The 18,799-nt window shown below is 69.7% G+C and carries 14 protein-coding genes and 1 riboswitch; of the genes, 6 read left to right on the top strand and 8 right to left on the bottom strand.

Features of this window, described 5'->3' with window-relative positions:
• Positions 1-43: 43 nt before the first annotated feature.
• Positions 44-574, bottom strand: coding sequence for a helix-turn-helix domain-containing protein (locus AB0J58_RS09970; protein ID WP_364212805.1), 531 nt, complete (start codon positions 572-574; stop codon positions 44-46).
• Positions 575-681: 107 nt separating this feature from the next.
• On the opposite strand from AB0J58_RS09970, the gene AB0J58_RS09965 reads away from it, so the two are divergent.
• A complete protein-coding gene (locus AB0J58_RS09965) occupies positions 682-1,584 on the top strand; it encodes an LLM class F420-dependent oxidoreductase (protein WP_364212802.1) in 903 nt (300 codons plus the stop codon).
• 118 nt (positions 1,585-1,702) lie between these two features.
• On the opposite strand, the gene AB0J58_RS09960 is transcribed toward AB0J58_RS09965, so the two are convergent.
• A complete protein-coding gene (locus AB0J58_RS09960) occupies positions 1,703-3,535 on the bottom strand; it encodes an acyl-CoA dehydrogenase (protein ID WP_364212799.1) in 1,833 nt (610 codons plus the stop codon).
• A gap of 182 nt (positions 3,536-3,717) precedes the next feature.
• Here AB0J58_RS09960 and AB0J58_RS09955 point away from each other — a divergent pair, with 182 nt between their 5' ends.
• From AB0J58_RS09955 to AB0J58_RS09945, 3 genes are all read left to right on the top strand, one after another.
• Positions 3,718-4,503, top strand: a complete 786-nt coding sequence (locus tag AB0J58_RS09955) for a class I SAM-dependent methyltransferase (RefSeq protein ID WP_364212796.1) — start codon at positions 3,718-3,720, stop codon at positions 4,501-4,503.
• Positions 4,504-4,523: 20 nt separating this feature from the next.
• Positions 4,524-4,590: riboswitch (guanidine-III (ykkC-III) riboswitch) on the top strand.
• Positions 4,591-4,610: 20 nt separating this feature from the next.
• Positions 4,611-4,934 (top strand): multidrug efflux SMR transporter, encoded by a 324-nt coding sequence (locus AB0J58_RS09950; RefSeq protein ID WP_343972798.1) that lies wholly within the window; start codon positions 4,611-4,613, stop codon positions 4,932-4,934.
• 124 nt (positions 4,935-5,058) lie between these two features.
• Positions 5,059-5,430, top strand: coding sequence for a VOC family protein (locus AB0J58_RS09945; RefSeq protein ID WP_364212793.1), 372 nt, complete (start codon positions 5,059-5,061; stop codon positions 5,428-5,430).
• Between the two features lie 178 nt (positions 5,431-5,608).
• Here the strand turns inward: AB0J58_RS09945 and AB0J58_RS09940 are convergent, their stop codons facing one another.
• Positions 5,609-6,073, bottom strand: coding sequence for a hypothetical protein (locus AB0J58_RS09940; RefSeq protein WP_364212790.1), 465 nt, complete (start codon positions 6,071-6,073; stop codon positions 5,609-5,611).
• Positions 6,074-6,246: 173 nt separating this feature from the next.
• On the opposite strand from AB0J58_RS09940, the gene AB0J58_RS09935 reads away from it, so the two are divergent.
• The gene (locus AB0J58_RS09935; protein ID WP_364212787.1) at positions 6,247-6,696 is read left to right on the top strand and encodes a GNAT family N-acetyltransferase; all 450 of its coding nucleotides are present in this window, start codon (positions 6,247-6,249) and stop codon (positions 6,694-6,696) included.
• 34 nt (positions 6,697-6,730) lie between these two features.
• Here AB0J58_RS09935 and AB0J58_RS09930 read toward each other — a convergent pair whose 3' ends face one another.
• From AB0J58_RS09930 to AB0J58_RS09920, 3 genes are read right to left on the bottom strand one after another with little or no spacing between them, the layout of a single operon-like run.
• On the bottom strand, positions 6,731-8,758 hold the full coding sequence (locus AB0J58_RS09930; RefSeq protein WP_364212784.1) for a molybdopterin oxidoreductase family protein: 2,028 nt from the start codon (positions 8,756-8,758) through the stop codon (positions 6,731-6,733).
• A 36-nt stretch (positions 8,759-8,794) separates the two neighbouring features.
• Entirely contained in the window at positions 8,795-10,465 is a 1,671-nt protein-coding gene (locus tag AB0J58_RS09925; protein WP_364212781.1) for a M28 family metallopeptidase, read from the bottom strand.
• Positions 10,466-10,494: 29 nt separating this feature from the next.
• A complete protein-coding gene (locus AB0J58_RS09920; RefSeq protein ID WP_364212778.1) occupies positions 10,495-12,108 on the bottom strand; it encodes a M28 family peptidase in 1,614 nt (537 codons plus the stop codon).
• Positions 12,109-12,587: 479 nt separating this feature from the next.
• Between AB0J58_RS09920 and AB0J58_RS09915 the strand changes: the two genes are divergently transcribed.
• A complete protein-coding gene (locus AB0J58_RS09915; RefSeq protein ID WP_343972837.1) occupies positions 12,588-15,014 on the top strand; it encodes a lysylphosphatidylglycerol synthase transmembrane domain-containing protein in 2,427 nt (808 codons plus the stop codon).
• Between the two features lie 68 nt (positions 15,015-15,082).
• Here the strand turns inward: AB0J58_RS09915 and mgrA are convergent, their stop codons facing one another.
• Positions 15,083-16,111: an L-glyceraldehyde 3-phosphate reductase gene (gene mgrA, locus AB0J58_RS09910; RefSeq protein ID WP_364212775.1), complete on the bottom strand. Its 1,029-nt coding sequence runs from the start codon at positions 16,109-16,111 to the stop codon at positions 15,083-15,085.
• Positions 16,108-18,168: a S9 family peptidase gene (locus AB0J58_RS09905; RefSeq protein WP_364212772.1), complete on the bottom strand. Its 2,061-nt coding sequence runs from the start codon at positions 18,166-18,168 to the stop codon at positions 16,108-16,110. The genes mgrA and AB0J58_RS09905 overlap by 4 nt, the downstream gene beginning before the upstream one ends.
• Between the last annotated feature and the right edge of the window lie 631 nt (positions 18,169-18,799).

Here is an 18,799-nt window from a genome sequence, read left to right as displayed (position 1 = left end):
CCCAGATGTCAACCACCTCGCCCCCCGGGGTGGGCGTCGCCGGTCAGGGGGCCGTGCTTCTCAGGCCGTCGAGTATCACGGTGGTCAGGTGGTCGCCGGCGCGGGCTCCGGGGCGGCAGACGGCGACGTTGAGCAGCCCGACGACCTCGCGGGGCGAGATGTCGCGCCGGAGCGTCCCCTCAAGCTGGGCCTGTTCCGCGATCCGTTCGAACAGCGTGTCGAGGTTCCGCTGCAGTTCGAGCAGCTCGGGGTGGAGTGACAGGGAGGCGGACATCGACTTGATCAGGGCCATGGGCAGTCCGGCGCAGTGCTCCACGAGCAGCTGAAGGGCCTGCCAGCGAGACAGGTCCGCCGCGTCGGTGGTCAGGCCGAACTTCAGGAGTCCGCGCAGTGTGTCGAGTGCGATGCTCTCCAGCAGTGCCTGACGGTCGGGGAAGTGGCGGTAGAGCGTGCCGACACCGAGTCCGGCCGCGCGGGCGATCTCCTCCATGGAGACGGCGGCCCCGTGTTCGGCGAACAGGTCGAGCGCGGTCGTGGTGATGAGTTCGCGGTTGCGCCGCGCGTCGGCTCGCACCGGCCGCCCCTACTCTCGCGCTCTTTCCAACAAAACGGAACCTCGCCTTCAGTTTAGGATAGCGTGAGCGAGCGGAAGATGAAGGTCCGCTTCAGGTTGGAGAGATCATGGAAATCGGCGTGTACGTCGGCGGCGCCGGGCTGAGTCTGGACGAGATGATCGGCCAGGTGCGCGCGGCGGCGGAGGCGGGGCTCGACAGCGCCTTCCTCAGTCAGCTCACCGCGTGGGACGCGCTCACCGTGCTGGCCCTCGTGGGGCGGGAGGTGCCCGGCATCGGCCTGGGCACCGCGGTCGTGCAGACCTACCCCCGGCACCCGCTCGCCCTGGCCTCGCAGGCGCTCACGGCCCAGGTCGCGACCGGGAACCGGCTCACCCTCGGCGTCGGGCCGAGCCATCCACCGATCATCGAGGGACAGTTCGGCTACCCCTACGACAGGCCGGCCAGGCACGTGCGCGAGTACCTCTCGGCACTCCGTCCGCTGCTCCGCGGCGAACAGGTCGAATACCGCGGGGAGACCCTCACCGCTGCGGGCCGGGTCGACGTGCCCGGTGCCACATCGCCCTCCGTGCTGATCTCCGCTCTCGGACCGGTGATGCTGCGTATCGCGGGAGAGCTGGCCGACGGCACGGTAACCGTGTGGACCGGACCCGAAGCCGTCGCCGACCACATCGTTCCGGCGATCACCCGTGCCGCGGAGCAGGCGGGGCGGCCCGCTCCACGGGTCGTGGCGACGGTCATGGTGAGTGTCACCGCCGATCCCGACGGCATCAGGCGGCGGGTGACCGAGCAGGTGGGGAGTGCCGCGCGCTTCCCCAGTTACCGGTCGCTGCTGGATCGCCAGGGCAAGTCGGGAGTGCACGAGACGGTCGTCGCGGGTGACGAGACCGTCGTGGCGAGGGCGATCCGGCGCTACGCCGAGGCCGGGGCGACGGAGTTGGTGGTGAGCGCGGTGGGCGACGAACGCGAGCGGGCGTCGACCCTCGACGTCCTCGCCTCCGCGCGGCTGTGAACCCTCCGGCGGCGTCGGCCCCCGCTCCACCGGGCTCGGAACACGGCGGCCGGATGACGAGCCACGAGGGGCGACCCTGAAACAGGTCGCCCCTCGCCTGCCTGCCTCGGGAGCGGGCTCAGAAGGCCTCTTCCGGCAGCTCCATCAGGTCCTGACCGGTGGCCTCCAGCGTGCGGCGCTCGGCGGCGATGCGGGGCAGGACGGTCTGGGCGAAGAACGAGGCCGCGGCGACCTTGCCGGTGTAGAAGGCCTGGTCGTCCCGCGCGGTCCCGGTGGAGCCCAGCGCGGCCAGGGCCACCTCGGCCTGACGCAGCAGCAGCCAGCCGATCACCACGTCGCCCAGCGCGAGCAGGAACCGGGTGGTGTTGAGACCGACCTTGTAGACCTCCTTCGGCGCCTCCAGCGAGCCGATGGCCCAGCCGGCCATGGTGTCGGCCATGCTCTTGACCTCGTCGGCGGCCTCGGCGAGAAGCCTGCGCTCCTCCTTCAGCCGCCCGTTGCCGGCCTCGGAGGCGGCGAAGGCCCTCACGTCGTCGTACAGCGAGCCGAGGGTCACGCCCTGGTTGCGCAGGATCTTGCGGAAGAACAGGTCCTGCCCCTGGATCGCGGTGGTGCCCTCGTACAGGGAGTCGATCTTGGCGTCCCTGATGTACTGCTCGATCGGGTAGTCCTGCAGGTAGCCCGAGCCGCCCAGGGTCTGCAGGGAGCGGGCGAGCAGCTCGTAGGAGCGCTCGGAACCGACGCCCTTGACCAGCGGGAGCAGCAGGTCGTTCATCGCCTCGGCGCGGCTGTCCCTGCGGCCCTCGTGCTCGGCGATCAGCACGTCGTCCTGGTAGGTGGCGGCGAGCAGGACCAGCGCCCGCATCCCCTCGGCGTACGACTTCTGCAGCATCAGCTCCCGGCGTACGTCCGGGTGGTGGGTGATGGTCACCCGCGGGGCCGACTTGTCGGCCAGCTGGGTCAGGTCGGCGCCCTGCACCCGGGCCTTGGCGTACTCCAGGGCGTTCAGGTAGCCGGTGGAGAGCGTGGCGATCGCCTTGGTGCCGACCATCATCCGGGCGTGCTCGATGATCATGAACATCTGCTTGATGCCCTCGTGGACCTCGCCGATCAGCGTGCCCACGGCCGGGTGCTTGTCGCCGAAGGTGAGCTCGCAGGTCGTGGAGACCTTCAGGCCCATCTTCTTCTCGACGTTGGTGACGTAGACGCCGTTGCGCTCGCCGAGCTCGCCGGTCTCCAGGTCCACGTGGTACTTCGAGACCAGGAACATCGACAGGCCCTTGGTGCCGGGGCCGTGCCCCTCGGGGCGGGCCAGCACCAGGTGGAAGATGTTGTCGCTCAGGTCGTGTTCGGCGCTGGTGATGAAGCGCTTGACGCCCTCGATGTGCCAGGTGCCGTCGTCCTGCCGTACCGCCTTCGCGCGGCCCGCGCCCACGTCGGAGCCGGCGTCCGGCTCGGTGAGCACCATGGTGGCGCCCCACTGGTTCTCGATGGCCAGCTCGGCGTAGCGCTTCTGCTCCTCGGTGCCGATCGAGTGGAGCACGTGGGCGAAGGCCGGGCCGCTGGAGTACATCCAGATGGCCGGGTTCGAGCCGAGGACCATCTCGGCCAGCGCCCAGCTCACGCTGCTGGGCAGGCCGGGGCCGCCGAGCTCGGCGGGAAGGCTGAGGTTGGTCCAGCCGGCGTCGCGGTAGGCGGCGAAGGACTTCTTGAAGCCCTCCGGCATCGTCACCGAGTTGGTGGCGAGATCGAACACCGGCGGCTTGCGGTCACCCTCCTCGAAGGAGTCGGCGAGCACGCCGGTGGCCAGGCGGTTGACCTCGTCGAGGAGGCTCCGCACCACGTCCTCGTCCAGTTCGGCGTAGAGGCCGGTGCCCAGAATGTCCCGGCGCCCGAATACCTCGAAGAGGTTGAACTCCAGGTCACGGACGTTGCTCTTGTAGTGGCCCATGGGGTCTGCTCCTTGAAACCGGGGGAACCGGAACTTTCCATACTCGCCAGTAACGTTACCGGTAATGCTACCCGCGAGTAACCCCTAGAAAACCGTACCGACTGGGACGTTCGTCACGACATGCGAAGACACCCGTCCCGGCGCCGATCGACCGGCCCCCGAAGCTCTTCTAGGCTCGCCACATGGACGAACAGTGGCGGGCCGACCTCGAACGGTGGAGCATTCCCGAGGAGATCGCGGCCAGGGCGCCGACCGACCCCTGGGGGCACTCGTCGGCGCGGTTCGCCGAGCGCACCGACCGTGCGCTCGCGGCCCCCGAGGGGCCGACGCTGGCGCGGATAGCCGAGGCGCTCCCGCCCGGCGGGAGCGTGCTGGACGTCGGCGCCGGAACCGGGGCGGCCTCCCTGCCGCTCGCTCCCGACCTGGGAGAGCTGATCGCGGTCGACGTCTCCGACGCCATGCTCGCCGAGCTGGCCTCCCGGGCTCACGCGCTGGGCGTCCCCACCCGGTTCCTCCGGGGCCGCTGGCCCGACGTGGCGGCCGAGACGCCGGTCGCGGACGTCGCGGTCGCCGCCCACGTCGTCTACAACGTGCCGGGGCTGGCCGGGTTCCTCGCCGAGCTCACCGGTCACGCCCGGAACCGGGTCGTCCTGGAGCTCACCGGACAACACCCGATGAGCTGGCTCAATCCCCTCTGGCAGCACTTCCACGGCATCACCCGCCCCGGCCGCCCCACGGCCCACGACGTGATCGCCGTCGCCGAGAGGCTCGGGTACGAGGTCCACCACGAATGGCGCCTGGCCCCGCTGCCCCGCTTCACCCGGCTCGAAGACCTCGCCGAGAGCGCCTGCCGGAGGCTCTGTCTCGGCCGGGAGCGGGCCGACGAGGTCATCGCGGCCGTGATCGAGCTGGACATGTGGCCGGTCCCCCGGGACCGGTGGTTCACGCTCTGGTGGGAATCAAAGTGAGACCCCGCCGCGTTCCACCGATCGAACCCTCATAAGGGGTGTTCCCGGACGAGACGCGCCGTACCCGGTAGGCAAAGACGACGCTCCTGATCAAAGGAGGAGCTGTCATGGCCTGGGTCGTCATCCTCGTCGCCGGTCTGTTCGAGGTCGCGATGGCGTACTCGCTCAAGCTGAGCAATGGATTCTCGGTGCTGCTGCCGAGCGTCGGCTTCGCCGTCTTCGGCCTGCTCAGCTTCGGCCTGCTCGCGATGGGCCTGAAGAGCCTGGAGGTCGGTACGGCCTATGCCGTCTGGACGGGCGTCGGAGCCGTCGGCACCGCCGTGCTGGGCATCGTCGCCCTCGGCGAGAACGCGTCGGTCCTCAAGATCGCCTCGATCCTGCTCATCATCGCGGGCGTCGTCGGACTCAACCTCGCCGCCGGCGGCCACTGACCGTACGCCTGCCCGAGCACGCCGTACGACGTGATCGGGAGGGGCGGGCACGGGCGGCCCCGCTTCGAGTGGGGTCGCCCGAAACCGGCTTGACGGTTTTGATGGTGTCGGGTTGGGTGGGCGCATGATTGTTGTTCAATACGTGACCTTCGACTGTGCCCAGCCGTACGAACTGGCGGCCTTCTGGCGTGACGCCACCGGCGGGGAGTTCCATCCGGAGACGAAGAAGGAGGACGACGAGATCCTCCTGCAGGGCGGCGGGGTGGATCTGCTGTTCATCAAGGTTCCCGAGGGCAAGACCGTCAAGAACCGCCTTCACCTGGATCTCGCCGGCTCGGCGGGCACCACCCGCGACGAGGAGGTCGAGCGCCTGCTCGGGATCGGCGCCACGGTCTTCGAGGACAGGCGCAACCCCGACGGCACCGGCTGGGTGACGATGCTCGACCCCGAGGGCAACGAGTTCTGCGTCTGCCGCGCCGCACACGAGTACGCCTAGCGGAGCGGCTCTGGGCCCGGTCACTCCGGAGAGGCTCGGCCGGGCCGCGAGCCTCGGCGACCGACGGCGACCGACGGCGACCGACGGTGGCCGGCGGCGACCGACGGCGACCGACGGTGGCCGGCGGTGGCCGACACGAGAACCGGCCGCCCATGGGACCCGGCGATCACCCGAGGGTTCAGCGGCCGCCGGGAAGCGAGGTCTGGCCGCGGCCCTTGAGGGTCAGCGCCAGGACAGCCGTGATCAGGTAGACCACGACCCCGCCCTGCAAGGCGTCCAGCGCGGCGCTGAACACGCCCTCGCCGTCGACGATGAGCTGCACCGGATACATGAGCATCGCGGCACCGAGCGAGGGATAGAGGGCGAACCTCCAGGGATGGCGCAGCGCCCAGAGCCGGGCCTGCCGGGTCACCCGGTCCCCGCTGTTGGGCTTGCCGATCGAGCCGATGGCCGCGATGAGCGAGAACAGCCCGATACCGACCACCATCGCCCAGGTCAGGTCCCCGCCACCGGTGAGCACTCCCATCCCGAAACTGGCGGCGGTCACCGCGCCGCCGGTCACCGCGGCGGTCTTCCAGGGAGCACCGTGCAGCGCCGCTCCGGCGAGGGACATCTCGTCACGTCGAGTCAGTTCGTCTTTCATGCCATCAGACTGCCTCCCGAGCCCCCTTGCTCACATCGGGGAGCGACCCTGATTGTTCCCCTACCCGTCGTCTCCCTCCGGTGACAGGCGGGGACCTCCCCCGGAGGTCCCCGCGAGGGGCGTCCAGGGTGCCAGGAAGGAGTGCGGTGGTGTTCCGGGATAGGTTGGCCGCCATGCCGGTGAACCTCCGTATCGCCCGTGCCGAGGATGTTCCGCTCATCGTGGCCATGCTCGCCGACGACACCGTCGCGGCCGCCCGCCAGGGAGCCTACGGCGAGGAGCATCGTGCCGCCTTCGAGGTCATCGACGCCGACCCCGCCAACGAGCTGATCGTCGCGGAGCTGGACGGTGAGGTCGTGGGCACCATGCAGCTCACCTACATTCCCGGCATCTCCCGCCGGGGTGCCCTCCGGATGCAGATCGAGGCGGTCAGGATCGCCTCGGAGCTGCGCGGGCGGGGTCTGGGCCACACGATGATGGAATGGGCCGTCGAGCGCGGACGGGCCCGGGGCTGCGCCCTGGTCCAGCTCACCACGGACAAGACCCGCGTGGACGCCCACCGCTTCTACGACTCCCTCGGCTTCGTCGCGTCCCACGAGGGTTACAAACTCGCGCTGACCTGATCGCCAGGGGCCGGCGTCGAGGTGATCTGTCCGGTCACTCGGCGGCGCACGGGCCGATCTCGACCAGGTTGTCGTGGTAGACGGCGCCGCGGCCCATGTCGGCGTCGCGGGCCTCCACCACGGCGTTCGCCGTCGCGCCCCCCGGGCTCAGCTTGCCCCAGTGCCCCTTGGCGGACGCGACCACGCCCGGCCGTACCCTCTCGCTGATCTCGACCACGGCCTCGAACTCGCCGCCGGCGTTGAACACCCGGGCCCGCTGCCCGTCGCTCAGCCCTCTGGACGCGGCGTCGGCGGGGTTGACCAGGACCCGCGGGCCCTTCGAGCGCCGCAGCAACTCGGGGTTGTTGCCGAAGGTGCTGTTGAGGAACGTGTGGGAGGCGGGGGTGATCAGCGCCAGCGGATAGGGCCCCGGCACGGCCGAGGCGGCGGCCACGGCCGTGTGCGGCGGGACGTAGGCGGGTCCGGCGCCGAACTCCATCCGGCCCGAGGGCGTCGGGAAGCCGTCGGTGAACGGCACGAACGGCCGCGGCACGTTGAGGCGGACCCAGCCCTCCTTGCGCAGCCGGTCGACCGTGATGCCGTCGAGCGACGGATGGCCAGAGGAGAGCAGTTGCTCGGCCAGTTCCAGGTCGGAGTCGTACAGGGACGGCTCGGTGAGCCCCATGTGCCGCGCCAGGCGGCGGAAGGTCTCGGTGGTGGACAGGCACTCGCCCGGCGGCTCGACCGCGGGTGAGTTCCACATCAGGTACATGTGGCCGTAGCCCTCGTGCAGGTCGGTGTGCTCGATCTGCATGGTGGCCGGGAGCACGATGTCGGCGTAGTCGACCGTGTCGGTCGGGAACTGCTCCATCACGACGGTGAACAGGTCCTCGCGCGTCAGCCTCTCGCGGATCCGGTTCTGGTCGGAGGTGGAACTCATCGGGTTGGCCCCGTACACCCACAGGCACTTCACCGACTCGTCCAGCTGATCGGCCAGCCGGGTCATGGTGAGCGTGCGGACCGGCCGGGCGAGCAGGTCCTCGCGGGTGTCGACGTTCAGGTGGATGTGCCCGCTGGTGGAGTACGCGATCCCGCCGCCGGGGTGGCGCCAGTCGCCGGTCACGCCGGGGATGGCGGCGATCGTGCGCATCGCGGTGCCGCCGCCCGCGTGCCGCTGCATGCCCATGGTGGCCCGGATGCCGGTGGGCCGGGTGCGCGCCAGCCGCAGCCCCAGGGCCCGGATGTCCTCCTCGGGCAGCCCGGTGATCTCCGCCACCCGTGCCGGGGGATAGCGCAGGATCTCCTCGCGGAACCCCTCCCAGCCGCTCGTGTGCCTCTCCAGGTAGTCACGGTCCTCGGCACCCTCGGCGAGCACCACGTTCAGCAGTCCCAGGGCGAGGGCCGCGTCGGTACCCGGCCTGATCGGCAGGTGCTCGTCGGCCTGCTCGGCGGTGCGGGTCCGGATCGGGTCGATCGCCACCACGTGCGCCCCCGCCGCGCGGGCGTCCTGGATGAACTTCCACAGGTGGTGCCCGCTGGTCAGCGTGTTCGTGCCCCACAGCAGGATGAGCCGGGACAGGGCGAACGTCTCCGGGTCCATCCCGCCCGGCGTGCCGTAGATCTGTCGCAGCCCGGAGTTGCCGGCCGACGAGCAGATGTTCAGAAAGTGCCTCGACGCGCCGAGCGCGTTCCAGAACCGCCGCCCGGCCATTCCCTCGGCCCCCTGGAGGTATCCCAGCGTGCCGGTGCCCAGGTAGGGCCAGATCGCCTCGCCGCCGTGCTCGTCGACGATGCCGCGCAGCCGTACGGAGATCTCCTCCAGGGCCTCGTCCCAGCTGATCCGCTCGAACCTGCCGGACCCCTTGGGGCCGGTCCGGCGCATCGGGTGCAGGATGCGGTCGGACGCCCGGGTGTGCTCCAGGTAGCGGTTGACCTTCACGCAGAGCGCGCCGCGGGTGTAGGGGTGATCAGGGTTGCCGCGCATCTTGACGGCCTCGCCGTCCTGGACGGTCACCACCCAGGAGCACGTGTCGGGGCAGTCGAGCGGGCACGCCCCCAGCACTCGAAGTTCGTCTGACGACATGCCCCCGACTGTAGCCGCGCCCAAGGAGCGCGGGTGTCACCGGAGTAGCCCCGGAGGCTCGTGCCGGTGGTCGTGTCCCAGCCCTCCTCCGGCTCTCGGCGCTCCGACTCTCGGTTCTTTGACCCTCGGCCCTCCGGCGGGGCCGGGAGCGACGGGATCGCCGGGGAGATCGCGAGCGTACGCGTAGGTGTGCGCCGCCGCGGCGATCGCGGAGGCGTTCACCTCCAGCGCCCCGTCGTCGACGTTGGCGAGGGTGTCGCAGGCCTGGTGGTAGCACCTGTCGTAGGGTGCCCAGGCCTTGCCGCCGAACTTCTCGGCCTCCTCGGCGGACTTGATGCCCTCGGCGCCGGTGAACAGCCCGCCCGCGGCGATGCCCGCCTTGATGAACGGGCCGTAGTCGGAGCGGCCGGTGAAGTCGGCGTCCTGGTGCGGCTTGCCCACGGCGTCGAAGTACGACTGGAAGAGCTTCTCGATCCGGTCGGAACCGGCAGGCGGATGCGTGTCCAGGCCCGTGTCGGAGTTGTCGCCGTCGTAGATCCCCAGGACGTGGTTCGGCGAGGCGATCATGTCGAAGTTCAGGTACAGCTTGATCTTCGCCCGCTCCGCCGCAGGGAGATGGGCCACGTAGTGGGTGGAACCGAGCAGGCCCAGCTCCTCCGCGCCCCAGAAGGCGAAGCGCAGCCTGTTCCTCGTCCGCAGGTCCTTCGCCGCCAGCGCCGTCTCCAGGACGCCCGCGGTCCCGGAGCCGTTGTCGTTGATGCCGGGTCCGGCCATGACACTGTCCAGGTGGGCGCCGAGCATGACCACCCGGTCCGGGTCGCCCTGGCGGCTTTCGGCGATGACGTTGCGTGTCCTGCGGCCGGGGTCGCTCTCGGCGTCCACCGCGAGCGTCGCGATCGTTCCCGGCGCCGACAGCTCCCTGCCGGCCGCGAAGGTGGCCCCGACGATCGGGATCTTGATGCCGGAGGTGTTGACCGAGCCTCGCAGCAGAATCCTGCGGTCGGCGAGGGCCTCGCCCGGCTGCCCCTCGTTGAAGATGACCACCCCGGACGCACCGGCCGCCTGGGCCCGCTCCGCCTTGATCTGGAAGCTGCAGGAGCCACGCTGGATCAGGGCGATGTTCCCCCGGACGAACCCCTTGAAGTCACTCACCTCGCACCCGGAGGAGGAGTTCGGGTTCGGGGCCGGTGGCAGCACCAGGTCCACGCCCTGCACCGGAGCCGTGACCTTCCCCGAGCCGGAGTACGTCATCGTGTGGAAGTCGACGCCGGGCAGGTACGCGCCGGCCACGGGGGACGATCGCGCCAGCACCGGAGCCTTCCGCTCATGGAAGAAGGGGATTTCGAACTCCTGCAGGGTGACCCGGTATCCGGCGGCGCGAAGTCTGTCCGCGACGTAGGCGACCGAGGCCTCGTAGCCGGGGGTGGCCGCGGCCCGGGTACCGCCGTTGGCATTGGCGATTTCCTGGAGCCTTTCCAGGTGCCGCCTGACGGACGCGAGCTTGATCGACCGCCCGAACGCCTTCGCGGCCGGCGACAGGGGGCTCTCCGAAGGCGGTTCCGACGGGCCGTGGGCGCCTGTGTCCACCGGCGCGGAGGCGACGAGCCCGGGCGGGGGCGCGGCCCAGGCCGTGTCGACGACGGGCGGGATCGTGACCGAGGCGATGGTGACGGCGGCCAGCACTCTCCCGAAGGCACGTGCACTCACGTCAGGCTCCTCTGACATCGGGGACGGCATTAGTTGAGAACATCGATGGCGACGGGGGGACCGCCGGGCAGGTCGTCGGCCCGGGCGTAGACGAACGCCGCTGTCGCGATCGCGCCACTGTTCAGCCCCAGGGCGGTGTCGCTGATGTTGACGATCGTGTCGCACCTGAGGTGGTAGCAGGGGTCGTAGGCGACTCCCGCCCGGCCCCCGAAGAGCACGGCCTCCTTGGCGGTCTTGATGTCGACGGTGCCGGTGAACAGCCCGCCCGAGGGGATGCCCGACGCGGCGAAGGGGCCGTACTCGGAGCGGATGGCGGCGTCGACGCTTCTGTACGGCCGGCCCGTCTCCGCGAAGTACGACTCGAAGAGCTTCTCGATCCGGTCCGAGCCGGGAGGCCCCGCGGGGGCGCCTGCCCCGTCGGAGTCGTCTCCGTCGTAGATTCCCAGGACGTAGTTCGGTGAGGCGATCACGTCGAAGTTCAGGTAGAGCCTGATGTTCGCCTTCTCCGAGGGAGAGAGCCCGGCCAGGTAGTGCTCGGAACCGCGCAGACCGAACTCGTGGCAGCTCCAGAAGGCGAAGCGCAGCTTGTTCCGTGCCCGCAGGTCCTTCGCCGCCAGCGCCGTCTCCAGGATGCTCGCGACCCCGGAGCCGTTGTCGTCGATGCCGGGGCCGTCCGGGACGCTGTCCAGGTGGGCGCCGAGCATGACGACCCTGTTCGGGTCGCCCCAGTCGCTCTCGGCGATGACGTTGCGCGTCGCGCGACGGGGGTCGCTCTCGGTGTCGGTGACGAGGGTCACGATCGTTCCCCGCGCCGACAGCTCCCTGCCGACCGCGTAGGTGGTGGAGATGACCGGGAGCTTCACGGTGGGGGCGTCGAGGGAACCGTGCAGCAGCCCCCTGCGGTCGTCGGCTCCCTCGCCGGCCTGGCCCTCGTTGAAGATGATCACCCCGGACGCGCCGGCCGCCCTGGCCCGCTCCGCCTTGGTCTGAAAGCTGCAGCCACCACGCTGGATCAACGCGATGCCGCCCCGGACGAACCTCGCGAAGTCCCGCGCCTGGCAGCCGGAGGTCGAGCTCGGCTTCGGAGTCGGCGGCAGGGTGAGGTCCACCCCCTGAACCCGTGCCCTGACGTTCCCCGAGCCGGAGTACGTCACGGTCCTGAAATCGGTGTTGTTGATGTACGGCTTGGCGACGTTCGAAATGATCCGCCGGAACAGCGGAAACGTGACGTTGCGGAAGAAGGGGAAGGTGAACTCCTGCAGGGTGACCCGGTAGCCGGCGGCGCGGAGCCAGTCGGCGACGTAGCCGACCGAGGCGTTGTGGCCGGGAGTTCCCGAGGCCCGGGTGTCGCCGTTGTCGTCGGCGATCTCCTGGAGCCTCTCCAGGTGCCGCTTGGCGCGTACGACCTTGATCGACTGTCCGAACGCCCTGGCCTCCGGGGTTATCGGGGAGTCCGCGGGGGGTGGGGCCGATGATCCGGGAAGGCTTCCCACCGGTCCGCCGGGCGCCGGTGCGGATGTCGCGGGAAAGGATGTTCCCGAAGCCGGTGCCGCGCCGGCCGTCACGGCGGAGGCGGTGGGCAGGGCCATGGCGGAGGCCGTGGTGATCGCGACCACCATTCCCCTGGAGGCGCGAGTGCTCATGCGGAACCCCTCAACGTGCATGGAGCGCCCGCGCTCTCGGGAAGGCGTTGAGAGGCGACCGCGACGAGGCGTTCCCGCTCCCCGGACGCGGCCCTGCGGGCTGCGGGCGGGCGAAGGGACATGACGGTCAGCCTTCCAGTCCCGCACCCGCTAAATCCAGTATTCCCGCAGCTAGAAGGGTCAATTCTCGATCTCGGGCGGGTACGCTGTGCTCGCTCCGCCGTCCTCGTCGCGGAGGGGATCTCGCGCGAGGCGGATGTCCACGATCTCTTCGAGACCACATTCGGCCGGCCCGCTCGTCGGCCGGGGCGCCGTACGGTGTCACCGTGTGGCCTCGTTTTCTGATTTCAGCCACCAAGATGGAAGTCGGACTGTCAAGACTGTCGAAAGCCATCGACACGCGTGCGGCTCCGATTGTGGACACTGGGGGAGAAGGTCGGTGACGCAGCTGTAATGCGGAACATGCAGAATCACTGGCGGTGACGGAAATCAAGGAGCTGGACGAAACGCCGTCCGACGACGGCACACGGCCGGCGACGGACGGCGATCTGACCGTGCGCGTCATCGAGCCGCTGCTTCCCCAGCGGATCCGTCGCCCCTCGGACCTGCTGCGGTTCCTGGCGACCCTGCTCGGGCTGGTGGCCGTCATCCTGCTCGCCCTCGTCGCGCAGAAGACCCTGAACGGTCTGGAGGGCGACGTCGCCGACGGCACCAGCCGGGCGCCGTTCCTGCTCAGCGGCCTGGCCGGGGTGCTGAGCGCCTCGGCCATGCTCGGCGTGCCCATCGCCTTCGCCATCGAGCGGGTGCTGCACCGCGACGGCCTCCGGGTGGCCGAGGGGCTCTTCGCGGCCATCGCCGGGATGGTGCTCTCCTTCGTGCTCGGCGAGTGGATCGTGCACGCCGGGCCCGAGGACCTGAGGCTCCTGATGACCGGAGGCAGAGCCGGAGTCGAGCCGGTCAACACGCTGCTCACCCCGATCATCGCCTACGTCACCGCGGTGCGCATATCCCGCCGCCCCACCTGGCGGGCGGCCCTGTGGAGCGCCGTCGCGCTCAACGCCGTCGCCCTGTTCGCCGGGCTCGCCGCCACCCTCCTCGGCATCGTCGTCTCCATCCTGGTCGGCCTGGCCGTCGGCTACGCCACCCTGTACGGCGTGGGCAGCCCCAACACCCGCCCTCCGGGCAGTGCGGTCGTCGGCGTGCTTCGCAAGCTGGGCTTCGCCCCGGTCAAGGCACATCGGCTCGACGACGACTACCAGGGCAGCCGCCGCTACGCCGTCGAGCTCAGGAACGGCAACCGCCTCGACGTCACGGTCCTCGACCGGGACCGCCAGGTGGCCGGGGTGCTCTACCGCATCTGGCGGCGCATCCGGCTCAACTCCGAGACCCGCCGCAAGGCCATCCGCTCACTCCGCGCCGAGTTGGAGCGCGAGGCCCTGATGGCGTACGCCGCGCAGGCGGCGGGAGTGAGCACCCCCCGGCTCGTCGGCACCAGCGAGATCGGTACGGAGGCCGCGCTGCTCGCCTACGAGCACATTCCCACCCGCGCGCTCGACGACATCCCCGACGAGGAGATCGACGACAACCTGCTCGCCCAGATCTGGGAGCAGGTCCTGCTGCTGCAGGTCCAGCGGCTCGCCCACCGGCGGCTGACCGGTGACAGCATCCATGTCGACCGCGAGGGCCGGGTCATCCTCACCGACGCCCGCAGCGGCGAGATCGCCGCCGGTGATCTGCTGCTCCGCCTGGACATCGCCCAGCTGCTCACCTACCTCAGCCTCCGCGTCGGAGCCCGGCGGGCGGTCAACGCCGCCGCGGCCGGAGCCGGGCACGGCCTGCTCGCCGACGCGCTCCCGCTGCTCCAGCGGATCGCGCTGACCCGCGAGACCAGGGCGGCGCTCAGCAAGAACAAGGGGCTGCTCACCGAGATCCGCGAGCGGATCGTCGAGCTCACGCCCAGGGCCGAGGCCGAGGAGGTGCGCCTGGAGCGCTTCCGCCCCAGGACCCTGATCACCATCATCGGCACCGCGTTCGCCGCGTACTTCCTGGTCTACTACCTGACGCAGATCAACCTCAACATGATCACGTCGGCCAAGTGGAGCTGGACCGGCGTGGCACTGGTCGCCGCGATGATGAGCTACGTCGCCGCCGCCCTGATGCTGATGGGCTTCGTACCGGAGAAACTGCCGCTCGGCCGTACCGTGCTCGTCCAGTTCGCCGGGTCGTTCGTCAAGCTCGTCGCGCCCGCCGCGGTGAGCGGGGTCGCGATCAACACCCGCTACCTGCAGAAACGCGGCATCCCTCTGGGGCAGGCGGTGGCCAGCGTGGGTGCCTCCCAGCTCATCGGGCTGGCATTCCACATCGCGCTGCTCCTGCTGTTCGCCTACATCACCGGTTCCAACACCGCCTCGTCGTTCACCCCGTCGCGCACGCTCGTGCTGACGCTGCTGGCCGTGGCCGTGGTGGTGCTGATCATCGTGAGTGTGCCGCGGCTGCGCCGCATGATCACCGCGCGGCTCCGCTCGCTGTTCTCCGGCGTCATCCCGCGCCTGCTCGACGTCCTCCAGTCGCCCCGGAAGATCATCGAGGGCTTCAGCGGCACCCTGATGCTCACCCTGTTCTTCGTGCTCTGCCTGGACGCCTGCGTCCGCGCCTTCGGCGGCTCCCTCAACTTCGCCGCCGTCGCCATCGTCTTCCTCGCGGGCAACGCCATCGGCTCGGCGGCCCCCACCCCCGGCGGCCTCGGCGCCGTCGAGCTGTCCCTGTCGGTCGGCCTGACCCTCTCCGGCCTGCCCGGTGAGGTGGCGACCTCGGCCGTGCTGCTGTTCCGGCTGCTGACCTTCTGGCTGCCGGTCCTGCCCGGCTGGGCCTCGTTCGCGCATCTGCAGCGGCAGGAGGCGCTCTAGCCGGCCTCGTCCCGTGCCACGGAAGGACCGCCGGCGGGTGGCCCGGCGGCCCTTCTCACGGGCGAAGGTCAGGCCTCGCTGGACCGGGCCCAGAGGTTGATGCCCGCCTCGACCGCGTCCTTGTCGATCGCCTCAAGCTCCGCGGCGTCGAACGACGTGTTCCGCACGGCCGCGAGGCTGTCCTCCAGCTGCTCCACACTGCTCGCGCCGATCAGCACCGACGTGACGCGCCTGTCGCGCAGAGCCCAGGCCAGCGCCATCTGCGCCAGCGACTGGCCGCGCCCGACCGCGATCTCGTTCAGGGTGCGGATGTGCCGCATCGTCTCCTCGGCGAGCATCTCGGGGGTGAGGAAGCGCCCCAGCGAGGCCCGCGACCCCTTGGGGATCCCGTTCAGGTAGCGGTCGGTCAGCATGCCCTGCGCCAGCGGGGAGAACGCGATGCAGCCCACGCCCTCCTCCTCCAGGACGTCCAGCAGCCCGCCCTCGATCCACCGGTTCAGCATCGAGTACGAGGGCTGGTGGATCAGCAGCGGCGTGCCCATCTCCCGCAGCAGCCGCGCGGCCTCCGCGGTGTGCTCGGGCGAGTAGGACGAGATGCCCGCGTACAGCGCCTTGCCGGACCGGACCGCGTGGTCCAGCGCGCCCATCGTCTCCTCCAGCGGGGTGTCCGGGTCGAACCGGTGGCTGTAGAAGATGTCGACGTAGTCGAGCCCCATCCGCTCCAGCGACCGGTCCAGGCTGGACAGCAGGTACTTGCGCGACCCCCACTCGCCGTACGGGCCGGGCCACATGTCGTAGCCCGCCTTGGTGGAGATGACCAGCTCGTCCCGGTACAGTGCGAAGTCCTCGCGGAAGTGCCGCCCGAAGTTGGTCTCTGCGGACCCGGGCGGCGGACCGTAGTTGTTGGCCAGGTCGAAGTGGGTCACTCCCAGGTCGAAGGCCCTGCGCAGGATGGCCCGCTGGGTCTCGAAGGGCTTGTCGTCACCGAAGTTGTGCCAGAGCCCGAGCGAGACGGCGGGCAGCTTGAGCCCGCTCTTGCCGACCCTGTTGTAGGGCTGGCGTCCGTCGTACCTGTCATCTGCCGCGATGTATGTCACTGGGTCACCTTGGTCGTGTCGAGAATCCAGGAGAGGGTGAAGGCCTCCTCGCGCCAGGAGTCGTACCTGCCGCTGCGGCCGCCGTGCCCGGCGCCCATCTCCGTCTTGAGCAGGAACGGCCCGCCGTCCGCGACGTCGCGGAGCTTCGCGACCCACTTGGCGGGCTCGTGGTAGAAGACCCGGGTGTCGTTGAGGCTGGTGATCGCCAGAATCGGCGGGTAGACCCGGCCGTCCACGTTCTCGTACGGCGTGTACGACTTCATGTACGCGTATACCTCGGGATTGTGCAGCGGGTCGCCCCACTCGTCCCACTCGATCACGGTCAGCGGCAGTGAGGGGTCGAGGATCGTGTTCAGCGCGTCCACGAACGGCACCTCCGCCACCACACCCGCGAAGATCTCGGGTGCGAGGTTGGCGACCGCGCCCATCAGCAACCCGCCCGCCGATCCGCCCCTGGCGACGATCGCGCTCGACCAGCCGGTGGCCGAGAGGTGCTCGGCGGCGGCCACGAAGTCGGTGAAGGTGTTCTTCTTCTTCTGGAACTTGCCGTTCTCGTACCAGTGGCGGCCCATCTCGCCGCCGCCCCTGACGTGCGCCACGGCGAAGACGAAGCCCCGATCGAGCAGGCTGAGCCTGGCGACGGAGAACGAGGGGTCGATCGAGATCTCGTAGCTGCCGTAGCCGTAGAGCACCGTGGGGGCCGGCCGCGGAGTGCCCTTTCTCATCACGATCGAGATCGGGACGCGGGTGCCGTCGGACGCGGTCGCCCACTCGCGGAACTGCTCGTATTCGGTGGGATCGTAGCCGCCGAGCACGACCTTCTGCTTCAGCAGGACCAGCTCGCGCGCCGCCAGGTCGTAGTCGTAGACCGACGGCGGGGTGACCATGCTGGTGTAGCCGAGCCGCAGCCGCCCCGTGACGAACTCCGGGTTGCCCGACGGGGCCACGTCGTAGATCGGCTCGGGGAAGGAGATCTCGTACGCCTCCCCGGCACGGGGCAGGATGCGGATGCCGGTGAGCCCGTCCCGGCGGAAGTGCACGACGGTGTGGCCCTCGAAGGCGTCGACGTCGAGCAGCCGGGTGTCGGCGCGGTGCTCGATCAGCGGAGTCCAGTCGCCGGGGGCGTCCAGCGGCGCGGTGGCCAGCTCGAAGTTCTCCGCGTTCCGGTTGTGCAGGACCAGGAAGTGGTCGCCCGCGTGGTCGACGCCGTACTCGACGCCGGTCTCCCGGGGCCGGACGACGCGGAACTCGCCGGTGGGGTCGTCGGCCTCCAGGACGCGGACCTCGCTGGTGATCTTGCTGCCGGAGGAGAGCACCAGGTAACGCTCGCTCCGGCTGAGCCCGATGCCGACCCAGAACCGCTCGTCGGCCTCTTCGTGGACGAGCGTGTCCTCCTTGGCGGGACTGCCGATCGTGTGCCGGTGCACCTGGTTGGGCCGCCAGGCCTCGTCGACGGTGGTGTAGAAGAACGTCGTGCCGTCGGCGGACCAGGCGCCGCCGTAGAAGATGCCGGGGATCTCGTCGGGGAGGATCTCGCCGGTGGCGAGGTTCTTCACCTTCAGAGTGAAGCGCTCGTCGCCGGTGAAGTTGGTGGAGTAGGCCAGCAGGGTGCCGTCGGGACTGACCGAGCTGGTGCCGATCGAGAAGAAGTCGGAGTCTCCGGCGAGCTCGTTGCCGTCGAGCAGGATCTCCTCACCGGGAAGCGACTCGCCGGCTTTCAACTCGGGCGGGGTCTCGCCGTCCGCCGCCACCCGGCACTGGATGCCGTACTGCTTGCCCTCCTCGGTCCGCGAGTAGTACCACCAACCGCCCTTGCGGGTGGGGACCGAGAGGTCGGTCTCCAGGGTGCGTCCCTTGATCTCCTGGAAGAGCGTCTCCTGCAGGGGCTTGAGGTGGGCGGTCGCCTCCTGCGTGTAGGCGTTCTCCGCCTCCAGGTAGGCGACCACCTCCGGGTCGTCCTTTACCGTCAGCCACGCGTAGTCATCGACCACGGTGTCCCCGTGGTGCACGCGCTCGCTGGGAACCTTCTTCGCCGTCGGCGGCGTCTGGCTGCTCACTCAGCCGAGTCTATGTTTCCGCCGGTCCCCGTTCGGATCACTCGCCCGGTCGGGTCGATCGACCTTGATCCACCCCGGCCTGCCTCGACGCGCCGGGGCCCGCGCCGCTCGTGAGCCGGGCTCGGCCCCTCCGGTCAGCCCAAGGTTTCCTCGTACGGGGTTCGCCATTACGTTCCGAGCGCTCTTGGAGGACTGCTAATCTTTTGGAGTCGGCAGGGGCCGACGCAAACCACTCTAATCACTCCGGTGACTTCCGTATGGCTTGTGTCGTGTCCGCTGACAATCCCTTTGAAACCCAAGGTTCCGGAGACCGGTTCGCAGAGCCGCTCAGGTGCTGGTAAGTTTGAGGGGTTGCTCTGGAAACGGAGCCGCCGAATTCCAGCAAGACCTGCAAGATCAAGTCAATCGATTCAAAACGAGCCGGTTTGACACGAAAAAGCGGGCCTGAAAGAATAACGGCACAACGAAAGAACAGCACGAAAACGAACCGCCCCTGGTTCTCCGGCCGAAACTGGCCGGGGCGACGGTGTACGCGTCCGTTTCTTGAGAACTCAACAGTGTGTTAAAAGCCAGTGCATGAAGCACAACCCTGTCCAACCCGCCTCATTTACGGGGTGGGGGACGGATTCCT

The organism is Streptosporangium sp. NPDC049644 (assembly GCF_040675205.1).
GTDB lineage: Bacteria > Actinomycetota > Actinomycetes > Streptosporangiales > Streptosporangiaceae > Streptosporangium > Streptosporangium fukuiense.
This window is presented reverse-complemented; position numbering and strand designations above follow the sequence as displayed.